16 protein-coding genes are annotated in these 20352 nt (G+C 58.7%); 13 read left to right on the top strand and 3 right to left on the bottom strand.

Annotated elements, in window-relative coordinates; all coding sequences use genetic code 11:
- The first annotated feature begins 89 nt into the window (after positions 1–89).
- The 10 genes from poxB (at position 90) to QXZ85_RS17655 (ending at position 12014) form a co-directional block, all read left to right on the top strand.
- Positions 90–1811, top strand: coding sequence for a ubiquinone-dependent pyruvate dehydrogenase (gene poxB / locus QXZ85_RS17700; RefSeq protein WP_315729228.1), 1722 nt, complete (start codon positions 90–92; stop codon positions 1809–1811).
- Positions 1812–1828: 17 nt separating this feature from the next.
- Positions 1829–3238 carry a cytochrome ubiquinol oxidase subunit I gene (locus QXZ85_RS17695; protein WP_315729229.1) on the top strand — a complete coding sequence of 470 codons (1410 nt, stop codon included), beginning with the start codon at positions 1829–1831 and terminating at the stop codon, positions 3236–3238.
- Positions 3235–4224: a cytochrome d ubiquinol oxidase subunit II gene (gene cydB / locus QXZ85_RS17690; protein ID WP_315729230.1), complete on the top strand. Its 990-nt coding sequence runs from the start codon at positions 3235–3237 to the stop codon at positions 4222–4224. The genes QXZ85_RS17695 and cydB overlap by 4 nt, the downstream gene beginning before the upstream one ends.
- 91 nt (positions 4225–4315) lie before the next feature.
- Entirely contained in the window at positions 4316–5305 is a 990-nt protein-coding gene (locus tag QXZ85_RS17685) for an HlyD family secretion protein (protein WP_315730369.1), read from the top strand.
- Between the two features lies 1 nt (position 5306).
- The gene (locus QXZ85_RS17680) at positions 5307–6509 is read left to right on the top strand and encodes an ABC transporter permease (protein ID WP_315727451.1); all 1203 of its coding nucleotides are present in this window, start codon (positions 5307–5309) and stop codon (positions 6507–6509) included.
- Positions 6506–7699 (top strand): ABC transporter permease, encoded by a 1194-nt coding sequence (locus QXZ85_RS17675; RefSeq protein ID WP_315727453.1) that lies wholly within the window; start codon positions 6506–6508, stop codon positions 7697–7699. Before QXZ85_RS17680 ends, QXZ85_RS17675 begins: the two co-directional genes overlap by 4 nt.
- A 62-nt stretch (positions 7700–7761) precedes the next feature.
- Complete coding sequence (fumC, locus tag QXZ85_RS17670; protein ID WP_315727956.1) at positions 7762–9156, top strand: class II fumarate hydratase; 1395 nt, start codon at positions 7762–7764, stop codon at positions 9154–9156.
- Positions 9157–9173: 17 nt separating this feature from the next.
- Entirely contained in the window at positions 9174–9569 is a 396-nt protein-coding gene (locus QXZ85_RS17665) for a cupin domain-containing protein (protein WP_315727455.1), read from the top strand.
- A gap of 18 nt (positions 9570–9587) precedes the next feature.
- Positions 9588–11099 carry a malate dehydrogenase (quinone) gene (gene mqo / locus QXZ85_RS17660; RefSeq protein WP_315727457.1) on the top strand — a complete coding sequence of 504 codons (1512 nt, stop codon included), beginning with the start codon at positions 9588–9590 and terminating at the stop codon, positions 11097–11099.
- 27 nt (positions 11100–11126) lie between these two features.
- Positions 11127–12014: an SGNH/GDSL hydrolase family protein gene (locus tag QXZ85_RS17655; protein WP_315727459.1), complete on the top strand. Its 888-nt coding sequence runs from the start codon at positions 11127–11129 to the stop codon at positions 12012–12014.
- 1234 nt (positions 12015–13248) lie between these two features.
- Here the strand turns inward: QXZ85_RS17655 and QXZ85_RS17650 are convergent.
- Positions 13249–13431, bottom strand: a complete 183-nt coding sequence (locus tag QXZ85_RS17650; RefSeq protein WP_315727461.1) for a hypothetical protein — start codon at positions 13429–13431, stop codon at positions 13249–13251.
- 417 nt (positions 13432–13848) lie between these two features.
- Between QXZ85_RS17650 and QXZ85_RS17645 the strand changes: the two genes are divergently transcribed.
- Positions 13849–14595: an endonuclease domain-containing protein gene (locus QXZ85_RS17645; protein ID WP_315727462.1), complete on the top strand. Its 747-nt coding sequence runs from the start codon at positions 13849–13851 to the stop codon at positions 14593–14595.
- A gap of 457 nt (positions 14596–15052) precedes the next feature.
- Here QXZ85_RS17645 and QXZ85_RS17640 read toward each other — a convergent pair whose 3' ends face one another.
- A complete protein-coding gene (locus tag QXZ85_RS17640) occupies positions 15053–15706 on the bottom strand; it encodes an HNH endonuclease (RefSeq protein WP_315727464.1) in 654 nt (217 codons plus the stop codon).
- Positions 15707–15884: 178 nt separating this feature from the next.
- The gene (locus QXZ85_RS17635) at positions 15885–17384 is read right to left on the bottom strand and encodes an AAA family ATPase (protein WP_315727466.1); all 1500 of its coding nucleotides are present in this window, start codon (positions 17382–17384) and stop codon (positions 15885–15887) included.
- A gap of 467 nt (positions 17385–17851) precedes the next feature.
- On the opposite strand from QXZ85_RS17635, the gene QXZ85_RS17630 reads away from it, so the two are divergent.
- Complete coding sequence (locus QXZ85_RS17630; protein WP_316174529.1) at positions 17852–18334, top strand: hypothetical protein; 483 nt, start codon at positions 17852–17854, stop codon at positions 18332–18334.
- Positions 18324–20351 (top strand): Z1 domain-containing protein, encoded by a 2028-nt coding sequence (locus tag QXZ85_RS17625; protein ID WP_315727471.1) that lies wholly within the window; start codon positions 18324–18326, stop codon positions 20349–20351. The genes QXZ85_RS17630 and QXZ85_RS17625 overlap by 11 nt, the downstream gene beginning before the upstream one ends.
- The last annotated feature ends 1 nt before the right edge of the window (position 20352 follow it).

The raw sequence follows: 20352 nt of genomic DNA, 5'->3' as shown, positions 1-20352 counted from the left end.
CCTTCGCGATTGATCCATAAGATCGAGAGATTGATCGGCACTCATCTGTCCGCAGGCGATCCGGAACAACACTTACAGCGAGTTTCATCATGTCGAAGACCGTCGCAGATTTCATGGTCGATGCGCTCAAACAGGCCGGTATCAAACGGGTATATGGAGTCGTCGGTGACTCGTTGAACGGGTTTACGGATGCTCTCCGGCGCAAGGGCGGGATCGACTGGATCCACGTGCGGCACGAGGAGGCTGGCGCGTTCGCCGCCGGAGCGGAAGCTCACCTGACGGGTGAGCTGGCCGTCTGTGCTGGAAGCTGTGGCCCGGGCAATCTTCACCTGATCAATGGTCTGTTCGATTGTCACCGCTCCCGGGTACCGGTGCTGGCAATCGCGGCGCACATTCCCAGCATCGAGATTGGAATAGATTACTTCCAGGCCACGCATCCGGAAAACCTGTTTCAGGAGTGCAGCCACTACGTGGAGCTCGTTTCGAGCGCTGCTCAGGCGCCGCAGGTCTTCGAACGGGCGATGCGAACTGCGATCGCCAAACGGGGCGTCGCAGTGGTCGTCATCCCGGGTGACGTCGCGCTCGAGACCACAACAGCAACACCGCCGCCCTTTCTGCTACCCGCCGCGCCGGCCGTCGTTCCCACCGACAAGGACCTGGATCGATTGGCGGCCATGTTGGATACCGCGTCACGCGTGACGCTCCTGTGTGGGGCCGGCTGTGCCGGCGCCCATGATGAGGTGATCGAGCTGGCGAAAATCCTGAAGTCGCCGATCGTTCATCCGCTGCGAGGCAAGGAGCACATCGAATACGACAACCCTTTCGACGTCGGAATGACCGGCTTGATCGGCTTCGTGTCGGGCTACAGGGCCATGAAGAACTGCGACGCCTTGCTGATGCTGGGAACGGATTTTCCCTATCGGCAGTTCTATCCGCAGGGTGCTGCGGTCGCGCAGATCGATCTCCGGCCAGAGGCGCTCGGCAACCGCTGTGGATTGGAGATCGGCCTCGTCGGCGACGTGAAGGCGACGCTGAAGAGCCTGCTGCCGCGTCTCACACAACGCAGCGATACCAGCCATCTTGACGACTCGGTCGCGGATTACAAGCGTGCACGGCGCGCCCTGGACGATCTCGCTGAAAGCAATCCGAAGAGCAGCACAATCCACCCGCAATTTGTTTCGCGATTGGTCAACGAACTGGCCGACGAAGACGCAATCTTCACCTGCGACGTCGGCACGCCGACTGCGTGGGCGGCACGCTACCTGCAAATGAACGGCAAACGCCGCCTGATCGGCTCCTTCAACCACGGCTCGATGGCGAACGCCCTGTCGCAGGCAATCGGTGCGCAGGCGACCTACCCGGGGCGGCAAGTCATTTCAATGTCCGGGGATGGCGGGTTTGCCATGATGATGGGCGACTTCCTCACGCTTAGCCAGATGAATTTGCCGGTGAAGGTTATTCTCCTCAACAACGGCACGCTGGGCTTCGTGGAGCTGGAAATGAAGGCAAGCGGCTTCATCGACAGCGGCTGTGATCTCCGCAATCCGAACTTCGCGGCGATGGCTCAGGCCATGGGAATCAAGGGCATCAGGGTCGAAGACCCGAAAAATCTCAAGGAGGCGTTGAGCGCCGCCTTCGAGCATGCCGGGCCGGCGCTCGTGGACGTCGTCAGCGCACGACAGGAGCTGATCATGCCACCCAAGACGACGTTCGCCGAGGCGAAAAGCTTCGGATTGTTCATGGCAAAGGCGGTGATGGACGGGCGCGCGCGCGAACTGATCGACCTTGCCGAGGTCAACCTCACGCGATGAGATAAGCGAGACCTCCGATGGACCTGACGCCGCTGATCCTGTCGCGCATCCAGTTCGCATTCACGATCTCGTACCACATCGTCTTTCCCTCATTCACGATCGGCCTGGCCGCGTGGCTGGCTTTGCTTGAGGGCCTGAACCTCGGTACTGGACGGCCGGTCTATCGAAGGCTGTTCGACTTTTGGCTGAGAATTTTTGCGGTGGCCTTCGGTCTCGGCGTCGTTTCCGGCATCGTCATGGCCTTTGAGTTCGGCACCAACTGGAGCCAGCTCTCCCTGGCCTCTGGACCGATCCAAGGGCCCCTGTTGGCCTATGAGAGCTTTACGGCGTTCGCTCTGGAGGCGTCATTTTTCGGCGTCTTGATGTTCGGCCGACCGCGTCTGCCCCCATCGCTCTATTTCATATCCGTTGTGATGGTCGCGCTGGGCACCACCTTCAGCGCGTTCTGGATCATGGTGAACAACAGCTGGATGCAGGCGCCTTCGGGCTACGCCGTCCAGAACGGCCTGTACGTTCCCATCGACTGGGCTGCGATCATATTCAACCGCGTGGTCTGGGTACGGTTTCCCCACATGCTGCTTGCGGCGTATCTGACCGGCGCATTCTGCGTGGCCGCAACCGGCGCATGGTTCCGCCTGGGGCGCGTGTATGCTGTTGAAGGCAAGACGATGTTGGCCATGGGTCTGTACCTTGCGGCCGTCCTGATCCCGATCCAGCTTCTGTTTGGTCATTTCAACGGCGATTACGTGCATGATCTTCAGCCGGCGAAATTCGCCGCGATCGAAGCGCGCTGGCACGACGAGCAACCCGCGGGCGAGGTGGTGATTGCGCTGCCGGACGAGTCTCGCGAAACAAATCATTACGAGCTGAAGATACCTGTGCTCGGCAGCCTGATAGCGACCATGACCACCGATTCGAAGGAGATCGGCCTTACCAGTTTCGCACGCTCCGACCGGCCGCCGGTCGCCATTCCGTTCTTCGCGTTCCGCATCATGGTCGGTTGCGGGTTGCTGATGATGGCGGTGGCGTGGTTCGGCTCGCTGTTGATGGTCCTCGATCGCCTCGACATGAACCGAAGGCTGCTTTGGACGATCTTTTGCTGCTTCCCGTTGCCGTTCGTTGCGATCCTGACCGGTTGGTTCACGGCCGAGGTCGGCCGCCAACCCTGGACCGTCTACGGCGTGTTACGCACGGCAGACGCGGTAACGCCGACATTGACCTCGCCCCAAGCCGTAGCGTCGTTGGCTTTCTTCGTTTGCGTTCACGCGTTGATCTTCGGCTTCGGCACCTTCTTCATCTATCGGCTGCTTCGTGCCGGCCCTGTCGCCAAACCGTTTGCAGCCGTCAACCCGAAACGTCCGTTGGCTTTCGCTGCCGGCGGCCCAGTTTCGTCGGCCGATCTTCCGGAGCGGGGGAGCAGATCGTGATCCTGTTCTGGGCAGCGGCTCTTGCGCTCGTCATGTTGCTGTACGTCTTGCTCGATGGTTTCGACCTCGGGGTCGGCATCCTCTCGGGGTTTGCGCGCGACGAGCGCGACAAGCGGCGGATGCTGATGTCGATTGCTCCGGTGTGGGACGGCAATGAAACCTGGCTCGTCATCGCCGCAACGATCCTTTTCGGGGGATTTTCCAAGGTCTACGCAGCGGTACTGGCGGCGTTCTATCTTCCCGTTGTTCTGATGCTGGGGGCCCTCATCCTGCGAGGAGTCGCCTTCGAATTTCGCGACAAGGCCACAGGTACGCGATGGATCTGGGATCTGGCATTTGCCGGGGGATCCTTCTTGGCGTCGTTTCTGCAAGGCGTGACGGTGGGCGAACTCGTTCAGGGCCTTCCGCTGGTCGACGGCAGGTATGTCGGTGGCCCGCTTCACTGGCTCAATCCGTTCGCACTGCTGTGCGGGCTCGGTCTTTGCCTGGGCTATGCGCTGCTGGGTGCCGCTTGGCTGGTGAGGACCTGCGAAGACGATCTGCGAAAGCGGGCTTACGGGGTCCTTCCGTGGTTATTGGCGAGCGTGCTCGCCTTCCTGGTCGCTGTGTTCGTGCTTTCCGTCACCAAGAATCTTCCGATCATGCACCGGTGGCTTGAACGGCCGTACCTAGCGATTTTCCCGCTGATCGGTCTCCTGGCAGTGCTGGTTCTGGCTCAGGCCATCCGTTCGAGGAAGCACGACGGGCTGCCCTTCGGGATGGCGGCAATGATCTTCATCGCCGCGTTCGGCACGCTGGCAGTCTCGTTCTGGCCCTACATGATTCCGTTCGCATTGACGGTCGAACAGGCGGCGAGTCCACCGGCAAGCCTGAACTTCATGTTTTGGGGCGCGGGCATTTTCGCATTGCCGATCACGCTGGGCTACACGCTCGTCGTCTACGCGATTTTCGGAGGCAAACCTGCCGGGCGAGCCGATGAGTATTAGGCACCTCCAAAGTGTCTGTGGGAGCGATGAAAGGGCCGTTCCGCAAGCCGTTCGGAAGACGACGCTATCCGATGACCTGGAAGTTCGATCGATGAAGACCCGAGGCAAAGTGCTGCGGTGGCTCGGATTGCTGGTTCTGCTGGCCGCTTTAACGGGCGCGTTCTGGTTTGCCACTTTGCCGCCGCCCTTGATCGTTCAGGGAGAGGTGTCGTCCAATCGGGTCGACGTCAGTTCGCGCGTCGCTGCCCGGGTGAAGAAGCTCAACGTCGACGTCGGAGACGACGTGAAGAAGGGCGACATTCTGGCGATGCTGGATAGTCCTCAATTGGTTTCCGCCAGAGCGGCGGCCGCCGCAGCTTTAGCGGTAGCGCGAGCCAACCTCGCGAAGATAGAGACCGTCCGCCCCGAAAACGTGGCGGCTCAAAAGGCGGAAGTGGATGCCGCCCGGGCCGATGTGACGCTCGCCCTCCAAACCTTCAACCGACAGGAAGAGCTCAAGCGGACCGGCGATACGCCGCAGGCCAGCGTGGATCAGGCGCAGCACAATCTGGATGCGGCGACGCAAAGGAAGGATGCCGCCGAGGCAAACCTGCAGCTGACGATCGAAGGGGCCAGCAAGGAGGAGCGCGATCTTGCTGCGAGCCAGGTCAAGCAGGCCGAAGCGACCCTGGGACAACGCATCGTCGACGTTGACGAATTTGCAATTCGGGCCCCCACTTCGGGCCAGATCATCACGCGCATCGCCTCGCTTGGGGAAAACTTCAGTGTCGGCGCCCCCCTGTTCTCCATGATCAACATGGACGACCTCTGGTTCACATTCAATGTGCGGGAAGATCTTCTTCATGGCCTGAAGATCGGCGATACGCTGGACGTGATGATACCGGCGTTGGATTCGGTCACGATACCCACGCGCGTGACGGTGATCAACGTCCAGGGCGAGTACGCCGCCTGGCGTGCGACCCGCGCTACGGGGAATTTCGACCTGCGCACCTTCGAGGTGCGAACCCGCGCAGAGCAACCGATCCAGGGGCTTCGCCCTGGCATGAGCGCGATCATCGCGTGGAAGCGCGGGGGGCGGTGACGTGCTGCCCAGAAGCGCGATCAAACCCGGATTCCTGCTCGTCTTCTGGCGCGAGCTTCACTGGCTGCGCCGTCGGCGCTTCCTCCTCGTTCTGACGACCATGCTTCCTCTCGCTCTGATCGGCATCTTGACCGCGGTGTTCAGTGCGGGATTGCCCACGCGCCTGCCCATCGCGGTTCTCGATCTGGATCATTCCGATCTTTCGCGCTCGATCGTGCGGGCCGTGGACGCGGCGCCGGACACGATGATTGCGGCACGGGTCGGCGATCTGGGTGAGGGTCGCGCCTTGATCCTTTCGGGGCGCGTTCACGGCCTTCTGCTGCTTCAGGAGAACCTGCAGCGGGACGTGTTTTCGGGACGCTCGGCGGACGTGGTCTTTTTCTACAACACCCAGCAACTCACGATCGGCAATCTCGTCGCGCGCGGAGTCAGTGCGGCGGTTCCCGCCGTAGCGGCGGGGATCAAGATACAATTGCGGACATCGGAGGGGGAGCCCGTCGACGTTGCGGAGGCCGCCGTGCAGCCTATTCCGGTGCGGACCAACGCGCTGTTCAACCCGACCTTGAACTACATCTACTTCCTGCTCGCGGCTCTGGTGCCGACCATCCTCCAGATCGTCATTGTCGCGTCTACGGCATATTCGGTCGGGCTGGATGCGGAAACACCGCACCGCTTCCGGACACTGAGGTGGCTCGGCAACGGGTTGTGGAAGGCCATGGCAGGCAAGGTGCTGCCCTACACCATCCTGTTTCTCGGCGTCCTCGACATCGCGGACTTCGCTCTATTTCACGTATTCGGGTTGCCGCTGAATGGTCATAGATGGCTGCTGGTCTCCGCCAGTATCCTGTTCATCCTGAGCTGGCAGTTCATAGGCGCGCTGCTCGCGTTGTTCTTCCCGACGGCCCGCGCGGTGAGTTTTGCGGCGCTCCTGACCTCGCCGGCCTTCGGTTACATGGGGGTCGGATTTCCCCGCATCGGCATGGGCACTTTCGCATATGCCTGGGGCGCGATCCTGCCGGGAACCTGGTATCTCAACGCCCGCATCGACCAGACCATCCGAGGTACGCCGGTCGACCTGTCACTCAAGCCGATCCTCGTGCTGGCTTGTTTCGTGATCACGCTGGTGATTCTCACGGCCTGGCGTCTCGAGGTGCTTCGCAGCCGAACCCGTGTTGCACGAGCTGTCGCGGGAGGCGGCACATGACCGGGCTCTTGGCGGTGGTCGGACGCGAGTTTCGTCGCATCTTCGAGCTGCGGGCGGCGTTTTCGGCGCTGATCGTGGCAGTGGCCATCTACGCCGTGATGTATCCGCAGCCCTATATCAATGAAGTCCTCCGGAAGCTGCCGATCGCGGTCATCGACCAGGATGGAACGGAGACCAGTCGGGAGTTCGTGCGCCAGGTGGACGCCACCTCCGACGTGGCGGTGGCTTATCGGCTTCCGGATATCGCGACCGCCGAGCGCGAGGTCTTCGCCCGAAAGATCGAAGGGGTTCTGTTGATCCCCGACAACTTTGAACGGGAGCTCCTGCACGGCCACCAGTCGCCCGTCGCGCTCTATGGCGATGCCAGCTATTTCCTGGTGTTCCAGCGCATCTCCGGCGCGGTTTCCGCGGTGGCGCAGACCGTCGGCACCCAAGTCGAAGCACAACGGCTCGTCGACATCGGCGTCGACCCGGTGATCGCCGCTGCCGCGACCAATCCGATGCCATTGACCTCGGTGCCGATCTTCAACCCGGAAGCGGGATATGCGACCTACATCCTTCCGGGAGCCTTGGTCTTGATCCTGCAGCAGACGCTGCTGATCGGAGTCTGCTTGCTGGGCACGTCACCGGGCGCCGACTTCCGAAAGATCATGCCGGATCCTCCGTCCGACGTGACCATCGTCCTTGGAAAATTGATCGCCTACATGCTCCTTGAGGCCGTCGTGGTGCCGACCTATCTCGTCGTGCTGCCCTATGCCTACGGTCTGCCTCGGCTCGGGAGCGTGTGGGCGATCGTTGTTTTCGCCGTTCCCTTCGTATTCGCAGTGAGCGGCCTCGGTATGCTGCTGGCCAGCCTGTTCCGCACGCCATTGATAGCCCAGCTCAGCGTGGCCGCGGTCGGTCTGCCGTTTCTCATGATGTCCGGGTTTACGTGGCCGGCCGAGATGATGCCGGAGGCAATCCGGTTGCTGGCGAAATTCGTGCCCAGCACCTCCGCGATCATAGGCTTCGTCGAGCTCTCACAACTTGGGGCGCCGCTCTCCGTCGTGAGGCCGCAGCTGCTGACGCTGTTCGGCCTCGGGTTCGGATACTGCACATTGGCGCTCGTCGTCCGCGCCAGGATGTCGCAAGCCGGAGCGCGCGCGTCCACGCGATTGACGATTCCCGGAATGCGAGGAGCTGTCGAGTGAACACATCCGAACGAGAGACCTTTGCCATCCGCGACCTTCCGATCGGCATCGGCGCCACCGGAATGCGGCGTGAATTCGACTCCATGGGCGAGGTCGGTGTGCCCGCCGATCGCTATTGGGGCGCGCAGACCGAACGCTCGCTCCACCATTTCGACATTGGCGACGACCGTATGCCGAAGGCCGTCTATCACGCCTATGGCTATGTCAAGAAGGCCTGCGCCCTTGTCAACGCCGCGGCCGGCCGATTACCCCACTGGAAACGCGATGCCATCGTCCGCGCCGCGGACGAGACCATCGCCAGCAAGCTCGACGACCACTACCCGCTCTTCGTCTGGCAGACGGGATCGGGCACCCAGTCGAACATGAATGTCAACGAGGTCATTTCGAACCGCGCGATCCAGCTGCTCGGCGGAACACTTGGCTCGCAGCATCCCGTTGGCCCGAATGACGACGTCAATATGGGCCAATCGTCGAACGATACCTTTCCGACTGCGATGCACATCGCCTCCGTCGAGGCGATCGATGCCGGTCTGTTGCCGCAGGTGGAGAAGCTGGTGCATACCATCGAGCGCAAGGCCGATGGCTGGATGGATGTCGTCAAGATCGGCCGCACCCATCTGGAAGACGCGGTGCCGCTCACCGTCGGCCAGGAGTGGCACGGCTGGGCCGGTCAGATCCGCGCCGCGATGGCCAATATCGAGGACAGCCGCAAGGGCCTCTACGAGCTCGCGGTGGGCGGAACAGCGGTCGGTACCGGTCTCAACGCGCCGAAGGGCTTCTCCGTGGATGTTGCGGCAAAGATCGCCGATCTGACCGGCAAGCCGTTCGTCACGGCGCCGAACAAGTTCGCCGCGCAAGGCTCGCTGGATGCGATGGTGCGGGCGCATGCCGCCCTGCGCGGACTGGCCGTCGGGCTGATGAAGATCGCCAACGACATGCGCTGGCTGGCCTCCGGACCGCGTTGCGGATTGGCCGAGCTGATCCTGCCCTCCAACGAGCCGGGCTCTTCGATCATGCCGGGTAAGGTCAACCCGACCCAGTGCGAGGCATTGGTGATGATCGCTATCCAGGTGATCGGCAACGATACCACCGTCGCCATTGCCGGTAGCCAGGGCAATTTCGAGCTGAACGCCATGCGACCGGTGATCATCAGCAATTTCCTCCACTCCGCCCGCATCCTCGCCGACGGCTGCGCGAAATTCCGCGAATTTTCTGTCGAGGGCACCGAGCTCAACTGCAAGAAGATCGATTCATATGTCGAGGGTAGCGTGATGCTGGTGACGGCGCTTTCCCCCGTCATTGGATACCAGAATGCCGCACATATCGCTGAGAAGGCGATCGCAGACGGCAGCACGCTGCGCGAGGCCGCGCTTGCCTCCGGCAAGGTTGACGCTGCGCTGTTCGATAACACCATCAAGCCGCTGGCCATGGTCGGTCGCGGCCTCGCGGGCGCTTGAGATAACAGGAGGCGATCATGATCCGATGCATCAGAATATGGACCGGCGACGACGGCAACTCGGTGTTCGAGGAGGGCACCATTGCACTTGCCGAGGGCGAGCGCGGCGACTTCGTCGGCTCGCCGGTGGCAGCCAAGAACATCTCGTTTCGTGAGACCGCCTCGGGCGGATCGTTCGAATGGCACAAGGACCCGGTGCCGCGCTACGTGCTCACGCTCGCGGGCACGCTCGAATTCGAGACCAAGTCAGGTGCCACCTTCACCATCCGGCCCGGCGACGTCCTCATCGCGCAGGACAATACCGGTACAGGGCACAAATGGCGGCTGATCGGCGATGAGCCCTGGCGCCGCGCCTATGTGGTCTACGAGGACGGTGCCGATCTCGGCTTCGTTCCCTCCAAAAGCTCGACCTGATCTTTCCGGAGTGTACTCATGCCAATCCAGAATTCGGACAACCCCGACGTCGTACTGATCGGCGCGGGCATCATGAGCGCCACGCTCGGCACCGTGCTCAAGGAGCTCGAGCCCTCGCTTGCCGTCGTCATGTACGAAACGTTGAAGGATTGTGGGCAGGAGAGCTCGCAGGGCTGGAACAATGCCGGCACCGGCCATGCCGGCAATTGCGAGCTGAACTACACGCCGCAGCGGCCGGACGGCAGCATCGACATTTCCAAGGCGCTCGAGGTCAATACCGAGTTCGACATCTCACGCCAGCTCTGGGCGCACCTGGTGCAAAAGGGCGCGATCCCGGACCCGCGCGCCTTCATCCATCCGTGCCCGCATATGAGCTTCGTCTGGGGTGACGCGAACGTCACCTTCCTGCGGGCGCGCCACAAGGCGATGTCGGAACACCACTGCTATCACGGCATGGAATACAGCGAGGACCCGGTAAAAATCGCCGAGTGGGTGCCGCTGATCATGGAAGGCCGCGCCACGGATCAGCCCGTCGCCGCGATCCGCATCATCACCGGCACGGACGTCGACTATGGCGCGCTGACCCATCTGCTCGTCGCACAGCTTGCGGCGCAGGACGGCTTCGAGGTGCACTACAACCGCAAGGTTGTCGGGCTGGAGCGCGGGGTGAATGGCCGTTGGCGGGTGAGCGTCGAGGACACTTATGACGGCACACGCCAGAGCGTTTCGGCCAAGTTCGTGTTCGTCGGCGCTGGCGGCGCCTCCATCGACCTCCTGCAGATGTCGCGCATTCCCGAAGGCAAGGGTTATGGCGGCTTCCCGGTCAGCGGGATCTGGCTGCGATGCGATGTCGATGCCGTCAGCTCCCGCCACCAGGCGAAGGTCTATGGCAAGGCCGCGACCGGCTCGCCGCCCATGTCGGTGCCTCATCTCGACACACGCGTAATCGGGGGCAAGAAGTCGCTGCTGTTCGGTCCCTATGCCGGCTTCTCGCCAAAGTTCCTCAAGCACGGCTCGTGGACCGATCTGTTCGAAGCGATCACCGCCTCCAACGTCCTGCCGATCCTCGATGTTGCGAAGAACAATATCGACTTGACCGAATATCTCATCGCCCAGGTGCTGCAGAGCTCGGCCCATCAGTTCGCCACGCTCAAGCAATTCTTTCCCAAGGCTGACAGGGCCGACTGGAAGGAAGCCGTCGCCGGCCAGCGCGTGCAGGTCATCAAGCCGGACCGGGGGCCGGGCCTTTCGGGGCTGGGCGGAGCGCTGGAGTTCGGCACCGAGCTTATTCCCGCCGCCGACAAGTCGCTGGTCGTACTGCTCGGCGCCTCGCCGGGCGCCTCGACCGCGGCCTTCATTGCGATGGAAGTGCTGCAGACCTGCTTCGCCGACAAGCTGACCAACGACGCCTGGCTGCCGGCCCTCAAGCGGATGATCCCGACCTACGGCATCGACCTCAAAACCGACGCCGATGCCTGTCGGCGCACTCGCGCGAACACAGCCCGGGTGTTGAAGGTCGAGAATGCTTGAGCTTGGCGCTATACTCGTGGGGGTGAGATGGGGAAGGCATTGAAGGCGGTTGGGCTACTGGTCGCGCTCTTGGTAGGGCTCGCTGCGGCCGGCATCGGATGGCTCGTCTATGACGGCAAGCGTACGCCCGCGGGCACATCGGAATACGTTGCACTTGGCAGTTCTTTCGGCGCAGGTCCGGGCATCACACCTATCGACCCTAACGCTCCCGTGTTGTGTGACAGGTCCGCCGCCAACTACGCTCACCTGCTGAGCGCCAAGCGTAACCTCAACCTCACGGATATGACTTGTAGCGGCGCCACGGCGATTAACGTGCTCGATGGTGGGCAGTTTTTTCAAGGCCCCCAGATCGACGCGCTTCGCCCTGGCACCAAGCTGGTGACTGTTACGGTTGGTGGCAACGATATTTCCTATTTGGGCAATCTGTTCGCTTGGTCCTGCGAGTCGCGGCCAAAGGCAATCGATGCGATCTGGCGGCTACTAGTCTGCAAGGTGACACCGCAAGAGGTAGTGCAGCAGAAGCTCGAAGGCCTCGAAGGAACGATGCTCCGAATCGCTGACGAAGTGCATCGACGTTCGCCTCAGGCGACGCTCGTCTTCGTCGACTATGCAACCGTACTGCCGGACGCCGGCCAGTGCCCCGATCGTCTTCCGATAACGACCGACGAACTCGACCAGATCCGTTTACTCTCCGATCGTCTCAAGGCTGTCACGTTCGACGTTGCCCAACGATCGAGGGCGACCATTGTGGAAGCATCGGAGGTCACCAAGGGGCACGATATCTGTTCGGCCGAACCATGGGTCTTCGGTTGGACGATGCCCACGACGCCGCTGAGTTTTGGTCCCATGGGATTTCACCCGACCGGCAAGGCGATGCGCCGGATAGCGGACGCGGTCGACCAGGCGCTTCACTGAAATCTGAGAACGAGCGCAAGGAGCGTCAGACTGAAGCAAGCTCTGCTGGACGAAAAATCAGCAACCTCATCTTGCCTTCAACGATGCTGCCGCAAAAATGTTTTGTCCTTAATCAACCTCCCACGTAACAGACGTTGTTTAGTCTCGAGAGACCTTGTCCGTCACCAAACCGATATTACGATGGTCGTTTCTCGAAAATGGGGCGACAAAAAAATGACAGATACGGCGACGATCATTGATTTAAGCGCTTACAGGGCGGCGCGCAGGTACTCTATTTTTTCTAGCCCGTATTTGCCTGGATCCCGATGGGTAGTCGTGAGGTCAGCAAGGGCCCAAGCTCAAAACGATCGATTTCCCTCTCTTCGTCGGGCATATCCGGGCAGTTTACGGGCTAAGTCATTGAATGCTGACCGCACAATGGATCGAACCCTCCCCTGTGTGAAGCGAGCGCCGCACACTAGGCGGCTTTTCGTTGCCGTATGATGGTGTAAACAAGGGCGTGGGGGGAGGGGGGAATCAGGTGAATCGCCCCCCCGACTCGAACCCCCGACGCTGATCGTCGATCACCCGCGTTAAGGCGCGCTACGTACGGGCCGTTTTTGTCTATAGCGCGAAGAGTATGTGTAGCGGGGGAGGCGCGAAGGCGGCTAATGATTTCATAGTGCCGCGAACTGTAGCCCCAACGCGTGGTTAGCTGACCACCGATTGACCACCGAAACGCCGTGAACAAACGGCGATAAGGGTGGTCAATGGCAAGCGAACTTCATTGATTTTATTGATCTTTCCGCTTGTTACTTACGTTCGGGACGCAAGGGTCGCAGGACGACCGCGACTCTCCATCCATATCCACCGCAGTTTGTCGCTGGCGTTTCGGTTCAATTATCGCCCACGGATCGACCGACCGATCCACCTGTTCAGGTGGCTGCCTCAAATAGCAATTTGAGATGGTTGCAGGTCCCCGCAACCACTTCTGTCATAACTCACTCACCGTCCCGGTTTAACCGCCGGGACGGATGAGATGGATCATGGACCGGGCGATGGCGCAGGAGTTCGAATCTCTTCGGGCGCGCTATCCACTCTCCTTAGGGCGCGTCGCAGGGCGACCGGGCGCTAGTCCGGCCAAGACGCCGGACCCAAGCCCCTTCGGGTCTTGGCCGAAGGTAATGCTCGCGCGAAGTGGGGAAATGCTTGAGCGACCGCCACTTCCGTGACGGTCGCCGCTAAGCAATGCCGGTTATTTGCGGAAGATTTGGCCGTTGACGCCGAGCACGCCAGCGCCCCGCTGGCCGCGGTGTTTGCGTTGCTCGCGTGTAACCGTCTCGCGCAGTGCCTTCAGAGCCGTCGCTAACGCGTCCAGTTCGGCGAGTGTCATCGTCGGGATGCGTTGCTCAAGAGATCTAAGTTCATCGCATTTCATTTCAGTATTCCTATTTTTCAGAGCAACCGGATTGGTTGCTTGGGAAATTAGTATTCTCCAGACCGAAAACGCGGTGGCGCGGAAAATATCTTGTAAATAATTGAAATTCCTATATAAATAGACAAGGGGCGCTGCTCTCGTGCGCGCAAGGGCGCGCCCTATCGGGTTTTGGCTCCCCCTAATGGTCCCCCCAAAAAAAGTCGCTGGCGAGACTTCGCTTTCCTTGCACTTGCTACCCCCGTTCTCGGCGAAGGCCAGGGGCAGCGGTGCTGCCCGTCAGGCAGGAAAGAATAAGCCGACGTATCCCGACGGTGCGGCAAGACGGCGCCTCCGTCATAATTCTCCCTCCTTCTCCCTTATTTCTACCGAGAGCAGTGCTTACGTCCTCCTGCACGCCGTTCAACTCGGACAGAAGTCATGAGCTGGGTACTTTGGAATAGGCTCCCCCGCGGCCTGCTGAAAAAGCAATTCAGGGCGTGGGACCGGCTTGACATGGACGTCAAGCGGCTGATCGTGACGCTTGCTGAGGAGCAAAAGTTTAAGTGCGTTCACTGTTCGCGCGAGCGCAACCTCGTCATCGAACATGACCACGATCCCCTCTTCGGGACCGGTGACAAGCTCACGACGTTCAACATCCGAGGGCTCGTATGCCAACGGTGCAATTGGCACCTCATGATCTACGAGAAGGACCTCAACGGCGAGTACCGCGCGTTCGACGACGTTTACAGCTACATCTCGGACAGTGACTGGGAAACCTACATCTACGCCTACGACAACCGAATTATCAGGCTCTACGAAAGCCAGCTTGAGAACCGGATGGGGTCCCTCAAATATTGGAGGCGCCGGTTCTTTCTCAACAAATTCGACGATTGGAAGGAGTGGGGTCCCCGAAAACGGACCTACCCCTGGCATTGGGGCTTTGATGAAATCAAGGAACGGCGGCGCAATATCATCAGAACGCCCGAGCAGTTCTTGAAGGTGCTGACGGCTATAGCCGCGTACATCAAAGACGAGTTGGAGAAAGACCCTGGCTGGAGGCCGCCGGAGGAGATGATGCCGGGGCTTGCCAAGATATTCGCGTTCTTGGAGGAGCTATGGCCGCATATTGAGCTGCGCTACAACGCGCTGAAAGCAGGACGAGCCGAAGCAGTACACACTTCGTAACACGATCCTTCTTTAGAAACCACGTCCGCGCTCACAAAGAGAATCTTTAGATAGCTGGGCCCAGACCGAAATTTTCCTACAGTTTTTCAGATCGCGTTCTTCGAGAATCAGGATGACCAAAGCCGACAAGTTCCTTCTTGCTTGGCACGGCGCGACCAACGTATCTGATCTCTTCGATCCTTGGAAGGGATGGAATTCCTTCAAAGTACCATACCGTCTATTCTTGCGTCACAGCTTTACTATAGGGATAGGCTGATCGCCGCAGAGGCCCCAGATAGCCATCGACAGTCTAATGAGTCACCGGACGGGTAACCCAAATGCGGCAAGGGGCCTCCGCTCGAACTCAAGCTCAAGTTCACGCAATCAATCGCTTTGAGTGGATTGAATTCCCAGGCGCTATCGTCGTACTTCTCTTGAAGGTCAGGTGTTCTGCGAACTAACAATATTTTCCTTCTGTCTAATCAAAGATGTGATCGGCGAAGTCTGCAGTTGCTGCAATTTCATGCATGAGAACAGTCTCCCAGTGATTGGGCGGCGTGGAGGCTTCGCGATCGGAAGCCATTTGCCTTAGGCGCTTTCGGAGCGCGTTTCGACCAAGGGCCAAACTGGTTGGCGTGCGGAACTGCCTCACCAACTTTGCCAAAACAGTCGATGCTTGCCGCGCATAGCGATCGGCAAGATCGAGCTGTTCAAAGTGAAGCTCCAGAACGGCAAACTGTTGAGCCGTCAACCCGGCAGGATGGACGAGACTGTATTCAACGGCGAGTTTTGGATCGTAGGTGACCTCAACGCGTAGGAAACCTACAACGCCGTTTAGTTCCGTAAACAGATGCTGGAAGAGACGGATACCGTTCCGCTGATAGTGCGCCAGCTTCTTCCCGTTACAATGTTTGCAGATAGGAATAAGGTTGTTGGGATAAAGTGTGAACTCGGGAAATCGTGCTCGCGGCAGATAGTGATCGTGTTCCCATTGTTCAACGAAGTTGCAGTAGGGACAGGTGCTTTCGCCCGATTGCTCGAAGTGATCGCTCAGTCCGTTCCATAGCTCCCGAAACCGCCCTTGACGTCGTTTGAACACGACGTGCAAGGCTTCTTTTTGCGCGACGGTCATTCCAAATGAGATCAGCTCGTGGAGGTGCTCGGGGCGAGCGCCCTCATAGGTCGTGTATGCTGCCAATATCTGAGGAAGGAGAGGTCCAATCGACGCTCTGACGGCAGCCGTGCAACTCGCTTCGATTTGAGCGATGGTCGGTAGCGCAGCGAGCGGAGGGGGCGGAACGTATCGCATATCAGTCCGCTGCATCGCGTCGCTGTTCGGTCAGCGAGTCCAAATAGATCTCAACGGGAAGGGGTAAGCCCCGCTCAAACATCGCACGTATTTCGTCGGCGCTTTTGCCCGAAGTGAGGAGCCGTTCAATAAGTGCATGAAAATCGATCTCAGGCTCAGCCAGATCAAGCGCCCGACGCGTCAACTCACCCAGGTCTTCGCCAAAGGTCTCTAGCGGCGGCAATGTAATGGATGTTCTTGAGCCGCGCCGCTTCATGAGACGCACAAAACGGCGGGGGACCTGTTGCAGAAGAATAGGCGAATGCGTGGCGATGATTGCGAAAGAGTCGAATTCATCAAGTATCTCGTGGAGAATCGCAATCATCGTGCTCAGGAGGCCGGGATGCAGATGCGTCTCCGGTTCATCAAACAGAATGACGGATCGTTCTTCGATAAAGCCAACTACATCGGCGGCAACCGCTATGATGAACCGTTGCCCCGCACTCAGCCTTTGGAAGACCTCATTGCGGTAATCTTCGCTGGAAACAAATTCGCCGCCTGTTTCCTGGCCGAGAAGCCGAATGACAAGCTTACTCAGTATGTCGTTGCGGTCTTCGCGCTCGACAGCGTCCATCGCGACGTCGAGCATCGTTTTGAGCTCATTTATGTCAATGGCGCCAGAGGCATTCCGCAGGCCGCAGTACTTGTAGTCAAAGAGTGATTTTCTGCGTTGTCTTGGAATACGCTTGGGAATCGGAAACTGATCAAATGCGCTATAGGATATTGCGATTACCTTGCTGAAATCGGGAAAGTCACCTACCACGTTGGACGTGCCGTGCAGTTTCGTCTTCGGATCGTCGATATCTCCTGCTCCGTATAAGGTCTGTGCAAGGTGCGCCAGAAGTTGGGTTTTCCCTGTCCCATTTCGGCCGATCAGCAGATTGATCCTATGCGGGAGCGATCCAAAAGGGCGGAAATCCACTTCGAGTTCGTGAGGAGTGCTTGCATCGGGCAATTGCATTACGAACATGAACCTCGGCGGTGGTAGCTCCAACGTAGGATAGCCAATATAGAACCCACCCCGGTTCAACGCGTCGCGGGCACTGCCATTGCGCAGCAACGACGTTTCGAAGCCGGGAGCCTGTTCAAAGCGAGGCCGTTGTTTTGGTCGAGACACTATGTCTCGCAAGCCTCGTAGGTATTCCCGCCTGAGTTTTTGCGGCAGATCATCACGTAGATGTCGATAGTAGCGAACTGACTGTCCGAGAGAGCAAAAATTCGTATTGAGGCTTGTGAAGTGATCATCGATGCGCGGAGCGTAGATCGGGCTGTCGCCGATTTCGAGAAGTTTTACCGGCCCGAGTTCGATTTCCTCCGCACCTTCCTCGAAAACGATGCTGGCATTAAAAAGCGTCTTGTAACCGTAGTCGTCCCAATTGTCGTCAAACAGGAAAACCGCCGGGTACTTGACCTTCTTAGGCCTCGGCCTCTTGGGTTGACGGTATACGTAAAAATGGATCATTTCGAATAATACCCGGAAAGCACGGCGGGTGCCCAGCCAGTGGTGTCAGACCCCGTCATGATGCGATCACGGGCCCCAAGTAGGCCCAAAGTGATGCGATTTAGAAGCTAGGCGGCTTGCCAAAGGCCAACCGGTAAAATCTTGCTGTGGGGCGGAGCAGCCGCCAACTCGTCAAGCTCCTTCCCTGAAGGTCATAGGTTCAAATCTGCCGCAACCAGGATGTCAAAATAGAATCAAAGAATTAGCCCGCCTCTGGCGCGCGTTTTCACGAATTGCAGGGGTTTCCGACGCAGTATAATCACTCACACCGAAAAGCCTTTCATCATCATTGCTTTACGGTGCATTCGCGTAACCGACTGCCGAGCGCTACAATTTTCCTAAACGGCACATGATTTGGCGTCGCACCTGCGCGCAAATGATCGCACCGCGGAGAACGGACTACCCCTCCCAGACGTTGCAGCATTAATATGGCTCAACTGGCTTCTGGAGATGTGATTCGCATGCTCGATAAGTCCACTTACTACCATGGCGCAGCCGTCATTCCGATCCTGGAAGATGCTCGCTGCCGATCCATACGCAAATTGGGTTCACTAGGTTATGTTTTAAACGACGATATCTTTCTCTTCATAAAGTACACGACCAAAGAACGATCGCCTTGGCGGTTCACGTTCGACCAAGAAGATGTAGATCGGTCAGCCAAAATGGCTGCCGAGTATCGGCGGCTAGTATTTGGCTTCGTATGCGGCAGCGACGGCGTATGTGCGATCGACGGGCTTCAAGGGCGCGATTTACTTGGAAACAAGCCCGGCTGGATCGCGGCATCTCGCAAGCATAACCACAGTTATACCGTTTGGGGAGCAGGTGGTGAGTTGAAGCGGAAGATATCGCTTGGCCAATGGCCAGCACTCCTCTTCGACATCGAAGCATCGGAGACCGCTAATGCCGCTTAGCGCCGCGGTTCCCATCCATCGACGGGAAATCATTCGCGACGGCCAGCACACGACGGAGGCCCTGAGCGCATTGGCTAATGAGATCTCCGATCCCGCCTCGCTGCATGTTATTGCGGAACGCGCTGCAAATATTCTTCAATACGCAATCGATCCGGTGTCCGGCGATGAAGAGCCAAGCTACGGCCTTTTGTATGGCCTTATTCAAAGTGGCAAGACCAGTGTTATTGCCATTACAACTGCAATGGCTGTCGACAACGGCTTTAAGTGTATCATCATCCTGACATCTGACCTGAATCCGCTCTATACGCAGACATTGCGAAGAATTCGGAGCCAATTGCGGGGGCTCAAAGTCTTTGGAAAGTCCGAGTGGGACGGCCCAGCTTTCGAACGGCAGTTGCGGACGTCGCCATTCGTCGTCGTTTGCTCAAAGAACTCCGATCACTTGTCCAGCTTGATCGAGGCATTTCGAAAGGTTGGAGCCGCGAACGGCGCGCGCGGGCTTCCCGCTCTGATCATCGACGACGAGGCGGATCAAGCGAGCCTCAATACGCATACTCTGAAGAATTCGACGAAGAGTACGAACGAGATCAGCACTATCAACAAGCTGATATCCGAATTCAGAAGCTTCTTCAGAACCAATACCTACTTGCAGGTTACGGCGACGCCGCAGGCGCTCTTTTTGCAGACTCCGGATCATCCCTATCGCCCTTCGTTCACTGTGCTTAGCAATCCCGGTCCTGGATATGTCGGAGGCGAGGCTTTTTTCGAGGACGACTCGAAGCTTCTGGTGCCCGTTGACATTGATGAGGTCGATGAACTTAAATCGGGATATCAACCAAGCCCGACACATCGCCTTCCAGTCGGAATTCGCAAAGCACTATTGACGTTCTTCGTTGCAGCCGCTGCAAAAAACATTCAGTTTCCGCAGGAAAATTTCTCGTTTCTCTGCCATATCAGCCACACGAAGATCGATCATCGCCATATAGTCGAATTGTTCGAGCGGTTTCGGGAACATACGGTCAACACTCTCGCAGAAGCGGGAACAACTGCATATGTGAAACTCCGCAACGATCTGGTCGAGGCGTTCCATCAGTTAGCGGAAACTGAGCCAAGCCTTCCGCCGTTCGATGCCGTGATGCAGAAGATTTCTTTTCTTTTGCCTGCGGCCAGCATCAAAGAGATCAACTCCAACTCGAACGAGGAAATCGTCCCAGATCATCCCTATAGTATCTTCGTGGGCGGCAACAAACTCGGCCGCGGTGTAACGATCCCGAACCTGATCACCAGTTACTACGGAAGAAATCCGAAGCGGCCCAATTCGGATACGGTGTTGCAACATGCACGTATGTACGGCTATCGGCAGAAGCACATAGGCGTCACCCGCCTCTTTTTGCCGGACAAGTTGGCCGAGCATTTTCGCATCATTCACCAAATGGAGACGGCTCTTCGCGCGCTTATCGAGCGCCATCCTCAGGGCGAGTTCGAGGGCATTTGCTTGGCTTCACCTTTGCAGGCTACGCGCCGGAACGTGCTCGACCCGAACGCTATCGGTGTTTACGTAGCCGGCGGATGGGTGAACCCGCGCTATCCGCTTCGTAAGCCGGGAACGGCGGAAGCGACGCAATGGATCGATGCTAAGCTCTCACGTTATGACGGTACACGGCCTTACTATGTGACGGACATCCCCTCAGTCATCGAATTGATTCAGAAATGTGAAGCCGATCCCGAGCTTGGCAAAGAGCTTTGGAACACCAAAACTATCGGCGCGGCGTTGGAAAAGATGGAGGTGTTGAAAGGCGCGAAGGCGTATATTCGGGTCAGCCGAGACCGTGAATTGGAAGCTCCTCGCCGTGAGACGCAGGGCTTCTACAGCGGTGGAGAAGATGCCGAGGTTCCGGCTGATGCCGTTACGCTTTTCATGTACCGACTAAAGAAGAGCGCCAAAGGCGAGGCTGTCTGGTTACCCCAAGTGCGCTTTCCCGACGGAAACTACGCTATTGCCTTCAGTTTTGAATAGC

Source organism: Bradyrhizobium sp. SZCCHNGR1005, assembly GCF_032489995.1.
In the GTDB taxonomy this organism is placed as follows: Bacteria; Pseudomonadota; Alphaproteobacteria; order Rhizobiales; family Xanthobacteraceae; genus Bradyrhizobium.
This window is presented reverse-complemented; position numbering and strand designations above follow the sequence as displayed.

Bases quoted from the DNA above. Each gene is read 5' to 3' on its own strand.
- poxB (WP_315729228.1), top strand. From the start codon at position 90: ATGTCGAAGACCGTCGCAGATTTCATGGTCGATGCGCTCAAACAGGCC.
- QXZ85_RS17695 (WP_315729229.1), top strand. From the start codon at position 1,829: ATGGACCTGACGCCGCTGATCCTGTCGCGCATCCAGTTCGCATTCACG.
- QXZ85_RS17685 (WP_315730369.1), top strand. From the start codon at position 4,316: ATGAAGACCCGAGGCAAAGTGCTGCGGTGGCTCGGATTGCTGGTTCTG.
- QXZ85_RS17675 (WP_315727453.1), top strand. From the start codon at position 6,506: ATGACCGGGCTCTTGGCGGTGGTCGGACGCGAGTTTCGTCGCATCTTC.
- fumC (WP_315727956.1), top strand. From the start codon at position 7,762: ATGCGGCGTGAATTCGACTCCATGGGCGAGGTCGGTGTGCCCGCCGAT.
- QXZ85_RS17665 (WP_315727455.1), top strand. From the start codon at position 9,174: ATGATCCGATGCATCAGAATATGGACCGGCGACGACGGCAACTCGGTG.
- mqo (WP_315727457.1), top strand. From the start codon at position 9,588: ATGCCAATCCAGAATTCGGACAACCCCGACGTCGTACTGATCGGCGCG.
- QXZ85_RS17655 (WP_315727459.1), top strand. From the start codon at position 11,127: ATGGGGAAGGCATTGAAGGCGGTTGGGCTACTGGTCGCGCTCTTGGTA.
- QXZ85_RS17650 (WP_315727461.1), bottom strand. From the start codon at position 13,431: ATGAAATGCGATGAACTTAGATCTCTTGAGCAACGCATCCCGACGATG.
- QXZ85_RS17645 (WP_315727462.1), top strand. From the start codon at position 13,849: ATGAGCTGGGTACTTTGGAATAGGCTCCCCCGCGGCCTGCTGAAAAAG.
- QXZ85_RS17640 (WP_315727464.1), bottom strand. From the start codon at position 15,706: ATGACCGTCGCGCAAAAAGAAGCCTTGCACGTCGTGTTCAAACGACGT.
- QXZ85_RS17635 (WP_315727466.1), bottom strand. From the start codon at position 17,384: ATGATCCATTTTTACGTATACCGTCAACCCAAGAGGCCGAGGCCTAAG.
- QXZ85_RS17630 (WP_316174529.1), top strand. From the start codon at position 17,852: ATGGCTCAACTGGCTTCTGGAGATGTGATTCGCATGCTCGATAAGTCC.
- QXZ85_RS17625 (WP_315727471.1), top strand. From the start codon at position 18,324: ATGCCGCTTAGCGCCGCGGTTCCCATCCATCGACGGGAAATCATTCGC.